The following is a 20,274-nucleotide window of genomic DNA, read 5'->3' on the forward strand; positions in this document are numbered from 1 at the left end:
CGTGTCGCTCTGCCTAGTCTGAAATGTTATCGTGCGCGACCAGGCCCCGCGGTGTCGGCGAGTAGACGCGGGGCGGATGCGCCTGGTGCACGAGCGCCCGCAGGCTTTCCAAGCTGCCGGTGGCGAAGCCTTGCGCGCGGGCCTGCACCAGCACGTTCCCGATCGCCGTGGCCTCCACCGGACCGGCCAGCACCGGCAGCCCGGTGTAATCGGCCGTGAGCTGGCAGAGCAGCTCGTTCTGGGAGCCGCCGCCCACGAGATGCACCGTGCGCACGGGCTGTCCCGAGAGCTCGGTGATCGTGCGGAGGGTGCGGGCGTAGGCAGCCGCGAGGCTCTCCACGATGCTGCGCACCAGCTCTGCCCTGCTGCCGGGTGGGCGGATGCCGTGCTCCCGGCAGTACTCGTCGATGCGGTCGGGGATGTTTCCCGGCGCCAGGAAGCGGGTGTCGTCGACGTCGAAGACATCGGTCGGCCCGGGCAGTGCGGCGGCCTGGGCGAGCAGGGCCGGCAGTTCGACGGTGTCGCCGTCGCGTGCCCAGCTGCGGATCGACTCGCTGAGCAGCCACAGGCCCATCACGTTGCGGAGGTAGCGCACGCGACCGTCCACGCCGCCCTCGTTGGTGAAGTTCGCCGCACGGCTGGCCTCCGAGAGCACCGGCGCCGAGAGCTCGACCCCCACGAGCGACCAGGTGCCGCTGGAGATATAGGCGCAGTCGTCGGTGAGCATCGGCACGCCCACCACGGCGGACGCGGTGTCGTGCGATCCCACAGCCACCAGCTCGAGCCGGCTCACACCGACATCGGCGGCCACGGAAGGCAGCAGCGGCCCGATGGCTTCGCCCGCGGCTACCAGGTCGGGAAACAGCGTGCGCGGCAGGCCCAGCCGGTGCATCAGCTCGGTGTCCCACTCGGCGGCGGTGCCCCCGACGGCGCGCAGCAGCCCGGTGGTCGAGGCGTTGCTGCGCTCGGCGACCCGCCGGCCGGTCAGCCAGAACCCGAGCAGATCGGGGATCAGCAGCAGGCCATCGGCGACCGCGAGGTCCCCGCTGGCTCTGTCCGCCGCCAGCTGGTACAGGGTGTTGAAGGACAGCACCTGCAGGCCGTTCCGCGCGTAGAGCTCGATCGGTGGCACCAGGGCGTGGGTGGTCTGCACCCCCGCTGCGGTCCGGTCGTCCCGGTAGTGGAAGGGGGTGCCGAGCATCCGGTCGCCGCGCAGGAGCGCGTAGTCGACGGCCCAGGAGTCGATCCCGACGCTGGCCAGCTCCGGAGCCTCCCGCACAGCGGCCCGCAGACCTTCGAGTGAGTTGCGGTACAGCTCCAGGATGTTCCAGTGCAGGCCGTCGATGGTGCGCACGGGGTTGTTGGGGAACCGGGCCACCGAATGTAGGTCGAGCCGGTTCGGGCCGACCTGCCCGAGCATCACCCGGCCGCTCGATGCGCCCAGGTCCACGGCCGCGACCGTGCCCCCGGCGCCCCGCCCCGTGCTCACGACGCCCCCGCCCATCCAACTGCGCCCCCAGCGGACAAGTGCACCCGGCACACCGGGTGCACTTGTCCGGAACGGGAACAGTTGGCGGTTGAGGCTGGCAACGCTGGGCCGTTCACCGCAAAAACGCGGCGGCGACGCCGGCGTCGACCGGGATGTGCAGGCCAGTGGTGTGGCTGAGGTCGCTCGTGCAGAGCACGAAGACGGCATTGGCCACGTTCTCGGGCAGCACCTCGCGCTTGAGCAGGGTGCGCTGGGCGTAGTACTTGCCCAGATCGTCTTCCGCCACCCCGTACACCGCGGCGCGCTTGGCGCCCCAGCCGCCGGCGAAGATGCCCGAGCCGCGCACGACGCCGTCGGGGTTGATACCGTTGACCTTCACGCCGTACTCGCCGAGCTCGGCCGCCAGCAACCGCACCTGGTGTGCCTGGTCGGCCTTGGTCGCCGAGTACGCGATGTTGTTGGGCCCGGCGAACACCGAGTTCTTCGACGAGATGTAGATGATATCGCCGCCGAGCTTCTGCTCGATGAGCACCTTCGCCGCAGCCCTCGACACCAGAAACGAGCCCTTGGCCATCACGTTGTGCTGCAGGTCCCAGTCGGCCACGGTCGTCTCCAGCAGCGACTTCGACAGCGACAGCCCGGCGTTGTTCACGACCAGGTCGAGGCCGCCGAACGCGAGCACGGCGGCATCGACGGATGCCTGCACCTGCGCCTCGTCGGTGACGTTCGCCTGCACGCCGATCGCCACGTCCTCGCCGCCGATCTCGGCGGCGGCGGCCTGCGCCTTCGCCAGGTCGAGGTCGGCGATCACGACGCAGGCGCCCTCTGCGGCCAGGCGAATGGCGATGGCCTTGCCGATGCCGGAGGCCGCGCCGGTGACGAGCGCCACGCGGGTGGCCAGCGGTTTGGCCCTCGGCATCCGCTGCAGCTTGGCCTCTTCGAGTGCCCAGTACTCGATCGCGAACTTCTCGGCCTCGTTGATGGGCTCGTAGCTGGAGAGGCCCTCGGCGCCGCGCATCACGTTGATGGCGTTGAGGTAGAACTCGCCGGCTACTCGGGCGGTCTGCTTGTTCGCGCCGTAGCTGAACATGCCCACGCCGGGAATCAGCACGATCAGCGGGTCGGCGCCGCGGATCGCGGGGGAGCCCTCGACCGCGTTCCGGTCGTAATAGGCCTGGTAGTCGGCCCGGTAGGCCTCGTGCAGCTCCTGCAGGCGCGCGATCGAGTCCTCCACGGATGCCTCGGCCGGCAGGTCGAGCAGCATCGGCTTGACCTTGGTGCGCAGGAAGTGGTCCGGGCAGCTGGTACCGAGCGCCGCCAGCCTGGGGTGTTCGGTGCGGGAGAGGAAGTCCAGGACCTCGGGAGCATCCGTGAAGTGACCCACCTTGGCGCTGTCGGTGGAGAACAGGCCGCGCAGGGTGGGGGCGAGGGCCGCCGCCTTGGCGCGGCGGTCGGCCTCGGCCAGGGCGCCGAAGCCGGTCAGCTCGGCGCCGAACGGTTCGGGCGAGGAGTGCTCGGCGATGTAGGCGGTGGCGGTGTCGATGATCCACAGCGAGTTGGCCTCGCAGGCCGCGCTGGTGTCGCCCCAGGCCGTGATGCCGTGGCCGCCGAGGATGCAGCCGATGGCATGCGGATTGGCGTCCTTGATGACCGCGATGTCCAGGCCCAGCTGGAAGCCGGGTCGGCGCCAGGGCACCCAGACCACCCGGTCGCCGAAGATGGCGCCGGTGAGGGCCTCGCCGTCGGCGGCGGTCGCGATGGCGATGCCGGCATCCGGGTGCAGGTGGTCGACGTGCGCCGCATCCACCAGCCCGTGCATCGGGGTGTCGATCGACGGCGCCGCGCCGCCCTTGCCGTGCAGGGTGTAATCGAGGGCCGCGACCATCTCGTCCTCGCGGTCGACGCCGGGATAGACGTTCGTGAGGGCACGCATCCGGTCCAGCCGCAGCACGGCCAGCCCGGGCTCGGTGAGGGTGCCGAGGTCGCCACCGGAGCCCTTGACCCAGAGCAGCTGGATCTCCTCTCCGGTGACCGGGTCGATTTCGGTGCCCTTGGCCGAGGTGTTTCCGCCGGCGTAGTTGGTGTTCTTCGGGTCGGCGCCGAGCCGGTTGGAGCGGCTGATGAGCTCCAGAGCGGTGGGGTTGGTCATGACGAGCTTCTTTCGAGGTCAGAGTGAGGTGGAGAGGGGGGACCGCGAGCCAACGCGGCCCAACTGGTGCCGATCCGGACAGGTGCACCCGGCACGCGGGGCGCACCTGTCCGCACTGGCACCAGTTGCGGGCGTCAGGCGCCCCAACCGGCCTGTTGGCCACCGGCGCGGTCGGCGGCGATCTTCGCCTGGTAGCCGGATGCCGCGTAGGCGGCCATGGGGTCGGCGGGCAGCCCGCGGGTCTCACGCCAGGCGGCGAGGTCACCGCGCACGTCGGTGTAGAAGGCGTCCATCAGGATGCCGTTGGCGCCGAGCACGTCGCTGGCGTCCTGCGCCGCGCGGAGAGCCGTGCCGTCCACGAGCAGCGCCCGGGCGGTCATCTCCTGCACGTTGAGCACCGAGCGGATCTGGCCGGGGATCTTGTCTTCGACGTTGTGGCACTGGTCGAGCATGAAGGCGACGGGGGAGTCCGGCCCGAAGCCTGCGCCGCGGATGACCTCGTAGAGGATCCGGAACAGCTGGAACGGATCGGCCGCGCCGACGATGAGGTCGTCGTCGGCGTAGAAGCGGGAATTGAAGTCGAAGGAGCCGAGCTTGCCCAGCCGCAACAGCTGGGCGACGATGAACTCGATGTTGGTGCCGGGGGCGTGGTGGCCGGTGTCCAGACAGACCAGCGCGCGGTCGCCGAGGGCCGACACCTGGGCGTAGGACGTTCCCCAGTCGGGCACGTCGGTGTGGTAAAAAGCCGGCTCGAAGAACTTGTACTCGAGCACGAGTCGCTGCTCGGCCCCGATCCGCTCGTAGATCGCGGCGAGGGAGTCGGCGAGCCGGTCCTGGCGGCCGCGGATGTCACCCTGGCCCGGGTAGTTGGTGCCGTCGGCGAGCCAGATCTTGAGGTCCTGCGACCCGGTGGCGTGCATGATGTCGATGCAGTCGAAGTGGTGGTCGATGGCCTTCTGGCGCACGGCGGCATCCGTGTGGGTGAGGCTGCCGAACTTGTAGGCGTCGTCCTGGAAGGTGTTGGAGTTGACCGTGCCGAGCGCCAGGCCGTGGTCGCCGGCGAAGGCGCGGAGGGCCGCGTAGTCGTCCACCTTGTCCCAGGGGATGTGCAGGGCCACGGTGGGTGCCAGCCCGGTGTGGGTGTGTACCGTGGCGGCATCCGCGATCTTCTCTTGGATGGTGCGGGGCGTGCCGGGAGTGGAGAAGACCTTGAACCGGGTGCCGGAGTTGCCGAATGCCCAGGAGGGCAGTTCGATGGCCTGGGCGGCCAGCTGGGCGGTGATGGAGTCGAACGTCGTCATGGGGAAATCACTTCTCTGTGAGAGCCGGGAGTGGTGTCTGCGAGTCTAAATGAATCGTTTCAATCAAGTCAAGCGGATGGGGTCAAGTCGGCGGATTCAGACCGGTGCGGTCAGGCATCGAGTCAGGCCGAGCGGGCGCGGCGCAGCTGGTCCTCCAGGTTGAAGACTTCGTGCAGCTGCAGGAAGCCCCGGTCGGGCGCGCCCTCGAGTCCGACGAAGAAGTGGGCCATCTCCGCCTGCCAGCGGGCGTTCACTGTGGTGGCGGCCATGCCGGCCTGAGCGGCCGCGAGAGACTCAGTCTCGAAATACCCGATGAGGAGTCCGTCCTCGCGCAGGAACAGCGAGTAGTTCGTCCAGCCGGTGTCGCGCAGCGCCTCGAGCATCTCCGGCCATACCGCGGCGTGGCGTGCGGTGTACTCATTGAGTCGTTCGGGCTTCACCTGGAGCTGGAAGCAGACGCGCTGCACGGCGGGACCTTTCGTCAGGGATGCACGGCGGGGAAGTACGCGGGCAGGGGTGGGTCGCCACAGGCTCGGCGACCCATCCCGCCGGGCCGACTAGAAGTCGAAGTCGCCGATGTTGTCCGCGTTGAAGACGAACGGGTCGCCGAGAAGCACGACGCCGTCGGCGCCGACGGTGAACTCGCCGAGGTCACCCGCTTCGAAGCTGTCGCCCTCTGCGCCGGTGATGTCGCCCTCGATCAGAGCCTTCGCCGCGTAGGCGGCCAGGAAGCCGAGGTCGGCGGGGTTCCACAGGGCGAATGCGGTGACGGTGCCGTCGTCGACGTAGTCGCGCATCTGGTTCGGAGTGCCGAGACCGGTTAGCGCGACCTTGCCCTTGTACTCGGAGGTCTGCAGGTACCGGGCGGCTGCCGCGATACCGACCGTCGTCGGCGACATGATGCCCTTGAGGTTCGGGTGGCTCTGCAGGAGTGCCGCCGTCTTGTCGAACGAGGTCTGGTCGTCGTCATCGCCGTACACGGTCTCCACCAGGGTGATGTTCGGGTGGTTGGTGGTGAGGTCGGCTTTCATCAGCTCGATCCAGGCGTTCTGGTTGGTCGCGTTGGCGGATGCCGAGAGGATGGCTACTTCCCCGGCGTCTTCGATCTGCTCGGCGATGAGGTCCACCTGTACCTTGGCGATGCCTTCGGCGTCGGCCTGGTTGATGAACACGTCGCGGTACTCGGGGTCGGTGTCCGAGTCGAAAGTGACCACCTTGACGCCGGCGGCGCGAGCCTCGTTGAGGGCCCCACCGATGGCCTTGGGGTCGTTGGCCGAGATCACGATGGCACCGACGCCCTGCTGGGTGAGCGTGTTGATGTAGCTGACCTGGCCGTCCGGGGTGGCTTCGACGGGGCCGACTTCGGCATAGGTGCCGCCGAACTCCTCAATGGCCTTCTTGCCGCCGTTGTCCGAGGTGTCGAAGTACGGGTTGCCCAGGTTCTTGGGCAGGAACGTGATAGCGAGATTCGCGTCGTCGCCGCCGCCGGTTCCGCCCGAGGTGCTGGTCTCGGCCGCGCAACCGGTGGCGACGAGAGCGATGCTCAGGGCGACGGCGGCGATGGCTGCTGTGCGGGTCTTGCCCGTGCCGGGTGTGTGAAACAACATCATTGTTCTTCCTTTCAATGCGGTGAGTGTGGAGCGATGTGAGTGCGGGCCTACGCCGAGGGGGCGGTGGTGCGGCCTTTTCTGGATCTTCCGGCTCGCTGCAGGGTGTTCTGCAGCCAGACCAGAAAGCTCGTGGACACCACCGAGAGCACGAGGAGCACCCCGGTGATGATGTTGATGACGTCCGCGGTGACGTTGGCGAGCCGGAGCGCGCTGCCCAGCACTCCGATGAGCAGCACACCGGCGATGACTCCGTGCAGGGCGCCCCGGCCGCCGAAGATGGACACGCCGCCCAGAAGCACGGCCGCGATGACCTGCAGCTCCAGCCCCGTGGCGTTGTCGCCCCTGGCGCTGCCGAAGCGCAGTGTGTAGTAGATGCCGGCCAGAGCCGAGACGCCGCCCGCGAGCACGAAGAGGATGAACTTGGTGCGGTTCACGTGAACCCCGGAGAAGGTTGCCGCCTCCGGGCTCAGGCCGATCGAGTAGATGCCCCGGCCGAACGGCGTGAAGTGCAGCAGGAGCGCGAACACCACGAGCAGGATGAGGAAGGGGATCATGACGGTCGGCAGGGCGGTGGCCCCGATCTTCGACTTTGCCAGGTCGGTCCAGAACTGCGGGAAATCCGTGACGGCGGTCGTACCGAGCAGCCCGACGGCCAGACCGCGGTACAGCGCCAGTGATCCGATGGTGACCGCCAGGGACGGCAGGCCGACGACGGTGACCAGGAACCCGTTGATCGCCCCGCCGATGCAGCCGACCACGATGGCCAGAAGCCCGGCGACGGGGATGCTGAGGCCGCCCTGGTGCAGGATGCCCACCAGGACGCTGCTCAGCCCGACCATGCTGGCGACCGACAGATCGATCTCGCCGGTGATGATGATGAGGGTCATCGGCAGGGCGATCAGCAGGATCGGGGCCACATCCAGGAGTAGGTAGGTGAGGGTGAGGGGGCTGCCGAAGTTGTTCACCCGCAGCGTCGCGATCCCGATCACGATCAGCAGGAGCACGATGACGGCGCTCTCCCTGGTCAGCAGGAGCCGACGCCAGAGGGGGTGTCCATAGTCGCGGTAGGTTCGCGTAGCGGCAGCGCCGTGGACCGTCGTGTCACTCATTGACGTCTCTTTCTTCGAGAAGCTTGCGCGATTGGCGCAGGGCGAGAATCCGGTCGAGGACGATGGCGCCGATGATGAGCGCTCCCACCACGGCTCGCTGCCAGAAATCCGGAACCCCCAGGATCGGCAAGGCCCGGTTGATGGTGAGCAGCAGGGCGGCGCCCAGGGCGGCTCCCCAGACCGTTCCGCTGCCGCCGAAGATGGCGACGCCGCCGATCACCGCCGCGCCGACGGCATCCAGTTCGAAGCCGCTGCCGGCCTGGGAGTTGATGGTGCCGTACCGGGCTGCGTAGAGCACTCCGGCCAGGCCGGCCAGGCTGCCGCAGACGATGAAGGCGATCAGGATGCGCCTGGTCACCTTGAGTCCGTAGAGCTCGGCAGCAGCCGGCTCCGACCCGATCGCATAGAACTCGCGACCGCCCCTGGTGTTGCGCATGTACCAGGCGGCGATGACCAAGACGACGAGGGCGATGATGGTGAGGAGGGGAATCCCCAGGACGGCGCCCGTGCCGAGGGCGAGGAAGTCCTTCGGCATGTCAGAGGCGTTGATCCGGTCGCTGCCGGCCCACAAGACGTTGATGCCGCGATAGGCGTAGAGCGTGCCCAGGGTGATCACTAGGGCGGGAACCCGGGCGAATGCGACAAGGGCTCCGTTGATCAGCCCGAGGAGGGCGCCCATCGCGATGCCGGCGAGGAAGACCACCGCGATCGGGATGCCCGGAATGTCGATGAACAGCCGGCCGGTGAGGTAAGCGCTCAATCCGAGCACCGACCCGACCGACAGGTCGACACTGCGGGTGATGATCACGATCGCCTGGCCGATCGCCACCAGGATCAGGATGGACGGGGTCAGGAGCAGGTCGCGCCAGCCATCCGAGCTGAAGATGAAGTTGGGGTTCACGGCGGTCGCGGCCACGATCACCAGGACCAGGGCGAGCAGGATGCTGGTCTCCCGGGCTCCGGCGAAGGATTTCAGGGCATGCAGGGCATGCAGGGCAGGTTGGGCCTTTGGAGGCGTCACTGTGGTCACTTGGCGTGCTCCGTTGCGTGGGTTGCGGCGTACATGACGGTTTCGCTGCTGGCGTCGGCCCGGTCGATGTCGGCGGTGATGCGTCCCTCGCACATGACCAGAACCCGATCGGCCATGCCGAGGACCTCCGGCAGCTCTGACGAGATCATCAGGATCGCCATGCCCCGGCCGGCCAATTCGCTCAGCAGACGGTGCACCTCGGCCTTGGTGCCGACGTCGATGCCGCGGGTGGGCTCGTCGATGATCAGCACCCGAGGGTTCGTGGCCAGCCATTTGGCCAGCACGACCTTCTGCTGATTCCCGCCGCTGAGAGTGCCGGCGACGGTGTCGAGGGCATTGGTCTTCACCTCGAGGCGGCTGGCCCAGATGCGTGCTGCCGCGTTCTCGGCGGAGGACCGCAGCAGGCCCGCAGTGGTGAGAGTGCGTTGGATCGACATCGTGGTGTTGCGGGCCACGCTGGAGTCGATCACCAGGCCCTGCTTGCGCCGGTCCTCCGGCACCAGGGCGAGACCCAGGTTCATCGCGGCGACGGGGTTCCGCCGTGGCACCCGCCGGCCCGCCATGGTCACGGAGCCGGAATCGTACGTGTCCACACCGAAGATCGCGCGGGCGACCTCGCTGCGGCCCGCGCCCACCAGCCCGGCCAGGCCCACGATCTCGCCGCTGCGCACCGAGAAGGTGATGTCGTGGAAGACGCCGGCAGAGCTGAGCCCGGCCACCTCGAGGATGGTCTCACCGACAGCGGCCTCCTGCTTGGGGAAGAGGTCGGTGATGTCGCGGCCAACCATCCGCCGAACGATCTCATTCACGCTGGTGTCTTCGATACGGTCGGTGGAGATGTATCGGCCGTCTCGCATTACGGTGATGGTGTCGCAGAGGGCGAACACCTCGTCGAAACGGTGGGAGATGAACACGATCGCCCGGCCCTCATCTCGCAGGCTTCTGGCCACGGCGAAGAGGCGGTCCACCTCCACCCCGCTGAGCGCCGCGGTCGGCTCGTCCATGATGAGCACCCGGGCGTCCAGGGAGATGGCCTTGGAGATCTCAATGATCTGCTGGTCCGCGATCGACAGGCCCTCGGCCGGGCGGTCCGGGCCCATGCGCACCGAGAGCCGGGCGAAGAGCTGCTCTACTTCGGCACGCATCCGCTTGCGGTCGATGCGGCCGAAGCGGTTCGTGGGCTGGCGGCCCATGAAGATGTTCTCGGTCACCGACAGGTCGGGGAAGAGGGTGGGTTCCTGATAGATCACCGCGATGCCCGCGGCCTTGGACTGCGCCGTGGAGGTGAAGTCCACACTCTGGCCGCGCAGCAGGAACTCGCCAGCATCGCGCTGGTAGAGCCCCGCAATGATCTTCACGAGGGTGGACTTGCCCGCGCCGTTCTCACCGACCAGCGCGTGGATCGAGTTCATCTGCACGCTGAGATCGGCCGAGGCGAGGGCGACGACCGGGCCGAAGGACTTGGCCACGCTTCGGAGTTCGAGGGCGGCGGGACCGGACAAGCCGGGGTTGATCGTCATAGACAGGACCTATTCTTCGACGCTGAAGGAGGAAAGTTGAATCGTTTTAATCGACTGGGGAGAAATCTATGTCGACGGCGAGATACTGTCAAGCAATCTTGGTGATTCGTTTCAATCTGACGCTAAACTGCAATCCATCCATCCGCGGGTGAAGGAGAGTCGGTGACATCAATCAGCGTGCGCGATGTGGCCGCGGAGGCCGGCGTCTCCGTGGGGACCGTGTCCAATGTGCTCAACCGGCCGGACAAGGTCTCTGCCGGAACAGTCTCCCGGGTTCACGCCGCCATCGAGCTGCTCGGATTCGTGCGCAACGACGCGGCCCGCCAACTCAGGGCAGGCCGCAGCCGCAGCATCGGCCTCGTCGTCCTCGATGTGGGCAACCCGTTCTTCACCGACCTCGCCCGGGGTGCGGAGGACCGTGCCGCGCAGGCTGGGTTGACCGTGCTGCTCGGCAACAGTGACGAGACGGCCGCGCGCGAGAGCGCCTACCTGGACCTGTTCGAGGAGCAGAGGGTGCATGGTGTGCTCATTTCGCCGCTCGGTGACAGCGGTGAGCAGCTCAGCCGGCTGCGGCGCCGAGGCACGCCCACCGTGCTGGTGGACCGCCAGACCGAGGACCGCAGCTTCTCGTCGGTGGCCGTGGACGATGTGGCCGGGGGTCACCTCGCCGCACGTCACCTCATCGAAGTGGGGCGTTCCCGCCTCGCCTTCGTCGGCGGGCCCCGCGGCATCCGTCAGGTCAGCGATCGACTGGACGGCGCCCGCGCTGCCGTGGCCGAGAACGCCGGGGTGTCCCTGGAAACCGTCGAGACGGGATCGCTCACGGTGCTGGAAGGCCGTCGAGTGGGACAGGCGCTGCTGGCGCGCCGGCCGGAGGACCGGCCGGACGCGATCTTCGCGGCCAATGATCTCCTGGCACTGGGCCTGCTGCAGGCCCTGAACATGTCCGGCGACATCCGCGTGCCCGACGAAATCGCCCTCATCGGGTACGACGATATCGCGTTCGCCTCGGCGGCCGTGGTGCCGCTCTCGTCGATCCGCCAGCCCAGCGCCCTGATCGGTTTCACGGCCGTGGACCTGCTCCTGCGTGAGGCCGAGGCCGGCGACTCGTTCGTGCCCGAGCAGATCGTCTTCCAGCCCGAGCTTGTCGTGCGGGCGTCGACCGCGGGCTGATCCGCTCAGCGGAGCGTTTCAGCGCGGAGTTGTCGCCTCGATGACGGCGATCTCCCGCGTCGCGGTCTCTCGATCACGGTCGCGTTCCGCGGCTGCGGCCTTCTCCGACACGACGCGGATGGCCGAGGTGAGCGGATGCCCGTCGCCCCGGTGCCGCACATGGAACCGTGCCGTGCGGGGTGAGGTGCGCGGCCGGATGCGCACGCGCAGGCGCTGATATTTGATCATCCAGAACAGCACGACGGCGGCCGCGAGCAGCCCCGACACTGCGGCGACGCCGATCGACCACCGCGGACCGTACTGGTCGGCCACCCAGCCCACCAGCGGGGCGCCGAGGGGCGTGCCGCCGGCGAAGATCGCCATGTACAGCGCCATCACCCGGCCGCGCATGGCGGGCTCGGTGGTGGTCTGCACATAGGCGTTCGCCGTGGTCATCAGGGTGAGCGAGGCGAGCCCCACGAACGCGAGCGAGATCGCGAAGGTGAGGTAGGTGGGCATCAGCGCTGCGACCGTGCAGGAGAGGCCGAAGAAAAACGCCCCGCCGATCACCAGGCGCATCCGCGGGCGGTTCCGCCGCGCGGACAGCAGGGCACCGGCCACGCTGCCCACCGCCATGATCGAGCTCAGCATGCCGAACTCGCTGGCACCCATGCCGAACTCCACGGTGGCCATGGTGGAGGTGAAGATCGCGAAGTTGAACCCGAAGGTGCCCACCAGGAACACCGTGATCAGCACGGCGACGATGTCGGGTCGGTGCCACACGTAGCGGAAGCCGGCCATCAGTTGGCCCCGCTCGCGAGGCGCGCGCGGTTGCTTGCGGAGTTGTTTGGTGCGGAGGAGGGTCATGGCGAACACCGTGAAGGCGAAGGTCACGGCGTTGATCAGGAAAACCCAGCCGGCGCCGACCGCCACCGTGAGCACACCGGCTACGGCCGGGCCGATCAGCCGGGCGCCGTTGAACGAAGCCGAGTTGAGCGCCACGGCGTTCGAGAGGTTGTCGTCGGGAACCAGCTCGGAGACGAAGGTCTGCCGGGCGGGGGCGTCGATGGCGGCCACCACGCCCAGACCAAGGGCGAAGAGGTAGACGTGCCACAGCTCGACTACGCCCGTGACGGTGATGATGCCCAGGCCAAGGGCCAGCATGCCCATCAGGGTCTGCGTGAGCATCAGCAGCTTGCGCCGGTCGAACCTGTCCGCGATGAGGCCCGACCACGGCATCAGCACGAGTTGCGGCCCGAATTGCAGGGCCATCACGATGCCCACTGCGGTGGCGTTGTAATCGGTGAGCTGGGTCAGCACGATCCAGTCCTGGGCCGTGCGCTGCATCCAGGTGCCCACATTGGACACCAGGGCACCGGCGAACCAGATCCTGTAATTGACGACGCTCAGAGAGCGGAACATTGCACTCAACTGTCGGTGAGCTCCTTCATGATGTCGGTGGCGGCGGCCAGAACCTGGCGCTGCTCGGGGGTGAGCCGCAGGATGCGCTTGGCGATCCAGTCATCGCGGCGTCGGCGAGTCTCCTTCACAAGGGCCAGCCCGGCCGGGGTGGCGGTGAGGATGACCTTGCGGCCGTCCTCGGCCGAGCCGGCCCGATCGACCAGGCCCGCTTGCACCAGTGCATTCACGGTGCGATTCATCGAGGGCGGGGTGACCCGTTCCTCGTCGCTGAGCGCGCTGAGGGTCATCGGCCCCAGCCGGAAGACGGCGCCGAGGGCCGAGAACTGGCCGCCGGTGAGTTCGTTTTCGGCCTGTTCCTGGCGCACTCGCCGGGCAAGCCGGCCGTTGGCCAGCCGGAAGTCGTGGCTCAGTTCGGCGACGGTGCGGCGCTTGGTGTGCGCCGCCGCGGCAGGGTGAGTCGGAGGAAGGAGAATCATGATTACTTAGCCTAACAAATTAGCCATGCTAATGATTCCCGCGCCCCTGCTGTGGTCCCAACTGGTCCCGCTTCAGACAATTGCACCCGGTGTGCCGGGTGCAGATGTCCGGATGGGCACCAGTTACGGCAGAATGAGCCCGTGCCCACCTTCATTGACGAATACGGCGTCCCCATCGTGTACTACGCCTGGCCGGTCGACCATCCCCGCGGCATCGTGCAGCTCGTGCACGGGGTGGGTGAACATGCCCTGCGCTACCGCGAGGTGGCGCGCGCGCTGAACCTGGCCGGGTACACCGTTTACGCCGACGATCACCGCGGCCACGGGCAGACCGGGATGCGCCAGCACGGCGGCGACGCCGACATGCTCGGCCGGCTCGGCCCGGGCGGTCTGCGTGCGGCTGTTGCCGCCGTGCACGGCTTCACCGCCGAGATCCGCCGTCTCGCGCGGGCCGAGCCTGGAGTTCCGCCCTTGCCGCTGGTGCTGGTCGGGCACAGCTGGGGGTCGTTCATGGCCCAGATGCTCGTGAACCAGCATCCCGACGACTACCAGGCCGTCGTTCTCACCGGCACTGCCTACCGCTGGCCCGGCTATCTCGACAGCGGTGACCTCAACCGCAAGCACAAGCATCTGGGCTCGACCGGCGCCGAGTGGCTCAGCCGGGACCCGGCCGTGGCGGCGGCGTTCGTGGCCGATCCGCTCACGACGAGTGTGCCGTTGGCCAGGCTGTTCGGGCTGCGGGATGCCGCCCGCATCCTCGGCCGCCCGGCTCGCGGCCTCCCCGCCGGGCTGCCCCTGCTCATTCAGGTCGGCGGTGACGACCCGGTCGGCGGGGAGCGCAGCGCGCAGAAGCTTGCCCAGGTCTACCAGCGCCGGTCGGGGCTGACGGATGTGCGGGTGATCGTCTACCCCGGCGCCCGGCACGAGGTGTTCAACGAGACCAACCGCGACGAGGTGCTCGCCGACCTGGTGTCCTGGCTGGACGCACACCTCCCCGAGCCCGCCGGATCGAGCGCGACCGACGATTAGGCTGTGCTCATGCATGGTGAATACAAGGTTCCTGGCGGCAAGCTCGTTGTGGTCGACCTCGAGGTCGTCGACAACGTCATCAGCGGTTTCCGGCTCGCCGGCGACTTCTTCCTCGAACCCGACGACGCTCTCGAGGACATCAACGACGCGGTGAACGGGCTCTCCGCCGACAGCGACGCGGCCACCATCGCCGCGGCAGTGCGGGCCGCGTTGCCGGCGGGCGCCACTCTTCTCGGCTTCTCACCCGAATCCGTGGCAGTGGCCGTGCGGCGCTCGCTGGCCCACGCCAGCAGCTGGCGCGACTACGACTGGCAGCTCATCCACACCAAGGCAGTGCCGCCGGTGATGCAGATGGCGCTCGACGAGGTTCTGGCCGTCGAGGTGGGCGAAGGACGGCGCCAGCCCACTCTGCGTATCTGGGAATGGAACGAGCCGGCCGTCGTGATCGGCAGCTTCCAGTCGCTGAAGAACGAGGTCGACGCTGTCAACGCCGAGAAGCACGGCTTCACCGTGGTGCGCCGGGTGAGCGGTGGCGGCGCCATGTTCATGGAAGCCGGCTCCGTGATCACCTACTCGATCTACGTGCCCACCGAGCTCGTGCACGGCATGACCTTCGCCGACTCCTACGCCTTCCTCGACGAGTGGGTCATCACGGCCCTCAAATCACTCGGCATTGATGCCCACTACCAGCCGCTCAACGACATCACGAGCCCCACAGGCAAGATCGGTGGCGCCGCGCAGAAGCGGCTCGGCAGCGGCGCCGTGCTGCACCACGTGACCATGAGCTACGACATGGACGGCGAGAAGATGGTGCAGGTGCTGCGCATCGGCCGGGAGAAGCTCAGCGACAAGGGCATCACCAGTGCCGCGAAGCGCGTCGATCCGTTGCGCAGCCAGACCGGCCTCAGCCGGGCCGAGATCATCGACCGCATGAAGCAGACGTTCACAAGCCTCTATGGGGCCACGCCGGGAGACATCACCGACGAGGAATATGCCAAGGCCGCCGGCCTCGTCGAGAGCAAGTTCAGCACCGCCGAGTGGATCGGGCGCGTTCCCTAGCCGAGAGCGCCTGCTACCGACCGCGGCTCAGCAGGTCCTGATACTCAGCGTGCGAGTCGATCCATTCGGCGACGAACGGGCATTCGGCCACCACCGTGAAGTCGGTGCGGGTGCGCACGTCGTCCAGGGCGCCCTCCACCAGGATGCTCGCCAAGCCGTGGTCACGCCGGGCCGGGTCCACCTCGGTGTGGGTGAAGCGCAGTTCCTCGCCCTCGATGCGGTAGTCGGCCAGGCCGACGGGCTCGCCGTCCTGCCAGAGGGTGTAGCGAGAGACCTCGGGCTCGTGCTCCACCCGAGCGCCGGATCCGTCTGTCGTCAATTCGTCGGTCGTCATCGGAACAGCGTAGGCCGACTGACAGAATGAGGGAATGCCAAACGCATGGACTCAGGCCTCTCCCAGCAGGGTCATCGAGGCCGACAACCTCGAGGTGCTGCCGACGCTTCCCGACGGCGCGTTCACGCTCATCTACCTCGACCCGCCGTTCAACACCGGCCGGTCGCAGAAGCGGCAGGCCACCACGTCGGTGCGCAGCACTCAGGCCAGCGGCGCGCACGCGGCCGGCACGATCACGGGTTTCAAGGGCCAGCGGTACGAGCGCATCAAGGGTGACCTGCTCGGCTACGACGACCAGTTCGAGGATTACTGGGCGTTCCTCGAGCCCCGGCTGATCGAGGCCTGGCGGCTGCTCGCCGACGACGGCACGCTCTACCTGCACCTCGACTACCGCGAGGCGCACTACGCCAAGGTGCTGCTCGACGCCCTCTTCGGCCGGGAGTGCTTCCTCAACGAGCTCATCTGGGCCTACGACTACGGCGCCAAGTCGAAGAACCGCTGGCCCACCAAGCACGACACGATCCTGGTCTACGTGAAGAACCCCAAGAGCTACTACTTCGACTCCAGCACGGTCGACCGCGAGCCGTACATGGCCCCGGGCCTGGTGACGCCCGAGAAGGTGGCCAAGGGCAAGCTGCCCACGGATGTCTGGTGGCACACCATCGTCTCGCCCACGGGCAAGGAGAAGACCGGGTATCCCACGCAGAAGCCCGTGGGCATCCTGCGCCGCATGATCCAGGCGTCCAGCCGGGAGGGCGACTGGGTGCTGGACTTCTTTGCCGGCAGCGGCACCACGGGCGCCGTCGCCGCCGCGCTCGGCCGCCGCTTCCTCCTCATCGACCAGAACCCCGAGTCCCTTGCCGTGATGCACGAGCGGCTCGGCGGGCTACCCGAGGTCGATTTCGTCGACGCCGAGCGGGAGACAAGACTGGGAGCATGAGACTCCGCATTTTCACCGAGCCCCAGCAGGGTGCCAGCTACGATGACATCCTCGCGGTCGCGCAGGCCACCGAGACGCTCGGCTTCGACGCCTTCTTCCGCTCCGACCACTACCTCGCGATGGGCGATCACGTCTCGGGGCTGCCGGGGCCGACGGATGCCTGGACCACGCTGGCGGGTCTCGCCCGCGAGACCGAGCGCATCCGGCTCGGCACCCTGGTGTCGTCGGTCACCTACCGGCCGCCGGGGATCCTGGCGATCCAGGTGGCCCAGGTGGACCAGATGTCGAAGGGCCGTGTGGAGCTGGGCCTGGGCACCGGCTGGTTCGAACAGGAACACCTGGCCTACGGGATCCCGTTCCCGGCGAAACGGTTCGGCATGCTCGAGGAGCAGCTCGAGATCGTGACCGGCCTCTGGGAGACCCCGGTGGGCCAGACCTACAGCTTCGCCGGCGAGCACTACACACTCGCCGACTCGCCCGCCCTGCCCAAGCCCAGCCAAGCCCGCGTGCCGGTGATCGTGGGCGGCGGCGGCGCCAAGCGCACCCCGGCGCTGGCCGCGCGCTTCGCCACCGAGTTCAACCTGCCGTTCCCAGAGTTCGCCGACATCCCGGGCAAGTTCGCCGGGGTGCGCCGCGCCTGCGAAGCGGTGGGCCGGGACCCCCGCGAGCTGGTGTACTCGACCGCGCTCATCGCGGTCGCCGGTGCGGACGAGGCCGAGTTCGCGCGCCGGGCCGCCGCCGTTGGCCGCGAGCCCGGGGAGCTGCGCGAGCACGGGATCGCCGGAACCACGAGCGAGATCGTCGATCGGCTCGGCGCGCTCGCCGAGGACGGCGTGGAGTGCGTCTATCTGCAGATCATGGATCTGGCCGACCTCGATCATCTGGACTTCATCGCGCGCGAGGTCGTGCCGCAGCTGGGCTGACCCGCTTCAGGCCGGCCCGTTTCAGCGCGGCCCGCATGAGGCTGGGTCGCGTCAGGCTGAGTCGCGCAGCACCAGACGGGTCGGCATGATGTTGTGGTGCGGTACGGCGTCGTCGCCGGCCAGCAGGCGCAGCAGCAGGTCGGCCATGGCGAAGCCCATCTCCTTGGACGGCTGGCTCACCGTGGTGAGCGAGATCGGGCCGGACAGCGCGGCCGGGCTGTCGTCGAAGGCCACCACCGCGATGTCCCGCGGAACGGCTCGGCCCAGTTCGGCCAGCACGGCCATGGAGCCCACGGCCATCAGGTCGCTGGCCACGAAGAGTGCGTCGATGTCGGGGCTGTGCTCGAGCAGGCGGCGGGTGGCGGCGGCGGCGCCGGCGGCCGTGAAGTCACCGTGCTCCACGGCATCCGCCGGCAGCCCGGCCTGGCCCAGCGCGTGGCGGAACCCGTTGAGGCGGTCGATACCGGCGGGCATGTCGACGGGGCCGGTGACGGTGCCGACCCGGTGCCGGCCGATGTCGATGAGGTGCTGCACGCCGCTGATCGCACCCGCGACGTTGTCGACGTCGACGAAGTAGTTGTCGGCTCCGGAGTGATTGGTGGGCCGACCACCGAAGACGACGGGCATGGTGGACTCGAGGTTGGCCACAAAATTGTCCCCGGTGTGGTGCGAGATGACCAGGGCGCCGTCGACGTTGCCCGAGCGCAGGTAGCGCATGGTCTTGTGCCGGGGGTCGCTCGAGGCGACGAGCAGGTTGAGCGTGTAGTCGCTCTCGTCGAGGCGCTGCGTGATGCCCTGCACGACAGCGGCGAAGTAGGGGTCGCCGAAGAACTTCGTCATGTCTTCGGGCACGACCAGGGCCACGGACTGCGTCTGGTGGCTGGCCAGCGATCGGGCGGCCCGGTTGGGCACGTAGTTGAGCTGCTCGATGGCCGCCTGCACCGACTCCACGACCTCGGGCCGCACCTTCGGCGAGCCGTTGACGACCCGGCTGACCGTGGCTCGGGACACGCCCGCGGCGGCGGCCACCATCTCGAGGGTTGGCGCGGGAGGCCGCGCACTCCGGGTTCCCAATGTCATGGGGTCATTCTATTTCGCAAGTTCGTCTGGGGCGCACAGCGCGCTGTGCGGTCTTCGCCACGCCGGTTCGCGACCGGCGACCGAGTCGCCTTGACAAGCGCTCCGATGGTGTCCTAAGGTGGCGGTGATCAATGAGAGCGCTCTCACGCAGTTGATGAGAGCGCTCTCATCTATGGTCGGTGAGCGTGTCCCCGGAGGCGTTCGCCGGTACGACAACTGTTCCCGCACACACGTTCCGCATTCGCACACGCACACGCACACGCACACAAAGGAGTGAAAGTGAAGTTCTCACAACGCACCAAGGTTGGGGCCGCAGTAGCCTGCGCCGCATCCTTCGCCCTGATCGCGACCGGCTGTTCCTCGGCCGGCACCGACAACGCATCAGGCGACAACCCCATCGAGCTGACCGTCACCACGTTCGGCAGCATGGGTATGGCCGACTTGTACGCACAGTACGAGAAGGAAAACCCGGGCATCACGATCAAGGCCAACAACATCGACACGGGTGGCAACGCTCGTACGGATGCGTTCACCAAGATCGCCGCCCGAAGCGGACTGTCCGACGTCACCGCCGTGGAAGAGGGCTGGCTCGGCTCGATCATGGACGTGTCAGACCAGTTCGTCGATCTCTCCGACTATGGCGCAGACAAGATCAAGGACCGGTGGGTTCCGTGGAAGCTCGCCCAGGGCACCGACGCGGACGGCCGCATCATCGGCTACGGCACCGACATCGGCCCGGAGGGCCTGTGCTACAACAGCAAGGCTTTCGCCGCAGCGGGGCTCCCGACCGACCGCGCCGACGTTGCCGCAGCACTCGGCGGCAACGACGCAACCTGGGACAGCTACTTCGCACTCGGAGAGCAGTACCAGAAGGCAACCGGCAAGGCGTGGTTCGACCAGTCCGGCTTCATCTGGAACTCCATGGTGAACCAGATGGACGAGGGTTACTACACCTCGGATGGCGAGCTCAACGTCGTTGACAACGCCGACCTCAAGGCGGCCTGGACGAAGCTGGCAACGGCTGACAGCAAGGGCCTCTCCGCCGCGCAGTCGCAGTGGGATTGGAACAAGGGTGCGTCGTTCACCGACGGAACCTTCGCGACCTTCATGTGCCCGGGCTGGATGCTCGGAGTCGTCCAGGGCCAGGTTGAGACCGCCGGCGGCGACGCCACCGGCGCGACCGCAGGCTGGGACTTCGCCGACGTCTTCCCCGGCGGTGCAACCAACTGGGGTGGAACCTTCCTGACCGTTCCGACGCAGTCCAAGCACCCGCAGGAAGCCGCTGACCTGGCCGCCTGGTTGACCGACGCTGACCAGCAGGTCGCCGAGTTCAAGGCTCAGGGCCCGTTCCCGAGCGTCACCGCAGCTCAGACGGATCCCGCTCTTGCTGAAGCGACCGGCGTCTCCGCGTTCTTCAACGACGCACCGATCGCTGAGATCCTCACCAAGCGTGCCGACGGAGTCAAGGCCCAGTTCAAGGGTCCGGACGACTCGACGATCCAGGAGCAGGTCTTCGGCCCGTCCGCGATCTCGCTCGACCAGGGTGTTTCAGGCGACAAGGCCTGGGATGACGCCATGACGCTGTTCGACCAGCTCATCACCAACAAGTAGTAGCAAGAATCCGCTCGACCGGGCTCCCCGACGCCGAATC

The 20,274-nt window shown here is 67.9% G+C and carries 18 protein-coding genes; 6 read left to right on the plus strand and 12 right to left on the minus strand.

The features are described from left to right. Positions 1 to 13 precede the first annotated feature (13 nt). The 8 genes from KY500_RS17470 to KY500_RS17505 form a co-directional block, all read right to left on the minus strand. Positions 14 to 1,489: a rhamnulokinase family protein gene (locus KY500_RS17470; RefSeq protein WP_255579520.1), complete on the minus strand. Its 1,476-nt coding sequence runs from the start codon at positions 1,487 to 1,489 to the stop codon at positions 14 to 16. 112 nt (positions 1,490 to 1,601) lie between these two features. Then, positions 1,602 to 3,638, minus strand: coding sequence for a bifunctional aldolase/short-chain dehydrogenase (locus KY500_RS17475; protein ID WP_219901611.1), 2,037 nt, complete (start codon positions 3,636 to 3,638; stop codon positions 1,602 to 1,604). Positions 3,639 to 3,772: 134 nt separating this feature from the next. After that, positions 3,773 to 4,939 (minus strand): L-rhamnose isomerase, encoded by a 1,167-nt coding sequence (rhaI, locus tag KY500_RS17480; protein ID WP_219901612.1) that lies wholly within the window; start codon positions 4,937 to 4,939, stop codon positions 3,773 to 3,775. Between the two features lie 122 nt (positions 4,940 to 5,061). After that, a complete protein-coding gene (locus tag KY500_RS17485; RefSeq protein WP_219901613.1) occupies positions 5,062 to 5,406 on the minus strand; it encodes an L-rhamnose mutarotase in 345 nt (114 codons plus the stop codon). Between the two features lie 90 nt (positions 5,407 to 5,496). Next, entirely contained in the window at positions 5,497 to 6,549 is a 1,053-nt protein-coding gene (gene rhaS, locus KY500_RS17490) for a rhamnose ABC transporter substrate-binding protein (protein ID WP_255579522.1), read from the minus strand. 47 nt (positions 6,550 to 6,596) lie between these two features. After that, complete coding sequence (locus KY500_RS17495) at positions 6,597 to 7,658, minus strand: ABC transporter permease (RefSeq protein ID WP_219901614.1); 1,062 nt, start codon at positions 7,656 to 7,658, stop codon at positions 6,597 to 6,599. Continuing rightward, positions 7,651 to 8,688, minus strand: coding sequence for an ABC transporter permease (locus tag KY500_RS17500; RefSeq protein ID WP_370626838.1), 1,038 nt, complete (start codon positions 8,686 to 8,688; stop codon positions 7,651 to 7,653). Before KY500_RS17500 ends, KY500_RS17495 begins: the two co-directional genes overlap by 8 nt. Continuing rightward, complete coding sequence (locus KY500_RS17505; RefSeq protein WP_219901616.1) at positions 8,685 to 10,208, minus strand: sugar ABC transporter ATP-binding protein; 1,524 nt, start codon at positions 10,206 to 10,208, stop codon at positions 8,685 to 8,687. The genes KY500_RS17500 and KY500_RS17505 overlap by 4 nt, the downstream gene beginning before the upstream one ends. Positions 10,209 to 10,370: 162 nt before the next feature. On the opposite strand from KY500_RS17505, the gene KY500_RS17510 reads away from it, so the two are divergent. After that, positions 10,371 to 11,381, plus strand: a complete 1,011-nt coding sequence (locus KY500_RS17510) for a LacI family DNA-binding transcriptional regulator (RefSeq protein ID WP_219901617.1) — start codon at positions 10,371 to 10,373, stop codon at positions 11,379 to 11,381. Between the two features lie 18 nt (positions 11,382 to 11,399). Here the strand turns inward: KY500_RS17510 and KY500_RS17515 are convergent, their stop codons facing one another. After that, positions 11,400 to 12,782, minus strand: a complete 1,383-nt coding sequence (locus tag KY500_RS17515; RefSeq protein ID WP_219901618.1) for an MFS transporter — start codon at positions 12,780 to 12,782, stop codon at positions 11,400 to 11,402. Positions 12,783 to 12,787: 5 nt separating this feature from the next. Beyond that, a complete protein-coding gene (locus tag KY500_RS17520) occupies positions 12,788 to 13,258 on the minus strand; it encodes a MarR family winged helix-turn-helix transcriptional regulator (protein ID WP_219901619.1) in 471 nt (156 codons plus the stop codon). Positions 13,259 to 13,399: 141 nt separating this feature from the next. On the opposite strand from KY500_RS17520, the gene KY500_RS17525 reads away from it, so the two are divergent. Then, complete coding sequence (locus KY500_RS17525; RefSeq protein ID WP_219901620.1) at positions 13,400 to 14,287, plus strand: alpha/beta fold hydrolase; 888 nt, start codon at positions 13,400 to 13,402, stop codon at positions 14,285 to 14,287. A gap of 9 nt (positions 14,288 to 14,296) precedes the next feature. Further along, positions 14,297 to 15,346: a biotin/lipoate A/B protein ligase family protein gene (locus KY500_RS17530; protein WP_219901621.1), complete on the plus strand. Its 1,050-nt coding sequence runs from the start codon at positions 14,297 to 14,299 to the stop codon at positions 15,344 to 15,346. 13 nt (positions 15,347 to 15,359) lie between these two features. Here the strand turns inward: KY500_RS17530 and KY500_RS17535 are convergent, their stop codons facing one another. Next, positions 15,360 to 15,680 (minus strand): GNAT family N-acetyltransferase, encoded by a 321-nt coding sequence (locus tag KY500_RS17535; protein WP_219901622.1) that lies wholly within the window; start codon positions 15,678 to 15,680, stop codon positions 15,360 to 15,362. 34 nt (positions 15,681 to 15,714) lie between these two features. On the opposite strand from KY500_RS17535, the gene KY500_RS17540 reads away from it, so the two are divergent. Both KY500_RS17540 and KY500_RS17545 read left to right on the plus strand, forming a co-directional pair. Beyond that, entirely contained in the window at positions 15,715 to 16,620 is a 906-nt protein-coding gene (locus tag KY500_RS17540) for a site-specific DNA-methyltransferase (RefSeq protein WP_066591889.1), read from the plus strand. Continuing rightward, positions 16,617 to 17,543, plus strand: a complete 927-nt coding sequence (locus KY500_RS17545) for an LLM class F420-dependent oxidoreductase (protein WP_219901623.1) — start codon at positions 16,617 to 16,619, stop codon at positions 17,541 to 17,543. Before KY500_RS17540 ends, KY500_RS17545 begins: the two co-directional genes overlap by 4 nt. A gap of 51 nt (positions 17,544 to 17,594) precedes the next feature. Here KY500_RS17545 and KY500_RS17550 read toward each other — a convergent pair whose 3' ends face one another. Beyond that, positions 17,595 to 18,623 (minus strand): LacI family DNA-binding transcriptional regulator, encoded by a 1,029-nt coding sequence (locus KY500_RS17550; protein WP_219901624.1) that lies wholly within the window; start codon positions 18,621 to 18,623, stop codon positions 17,595 to 17,597. 279 nt (positions 18,624 to 18,902) lie between these two features. Between KY500_RS17550 and KY500_RS17555 the strand changes: the two genes are divergently transcribed. After that, entirely contained in the window at positions 18,903 to 20,234 is a 1,332-nt protein-coding gene (locus tag KY500_RS17555) for an ABC transporter substrate-binding protein (protein ID WP_219901625.1), read from the plus strand. Positions 20,235 to 20,274: the final 40 nt, after the last annotated feature.

It is taken from the genome of Cryobacterium sp. PAMC25264, from assembly GCF_019443325.1.
Lineage (GTDB): Bacteria > Actinomycetota > Actinomycetes > Actinomycetales > Microbacteriaceae > Cryobacterium.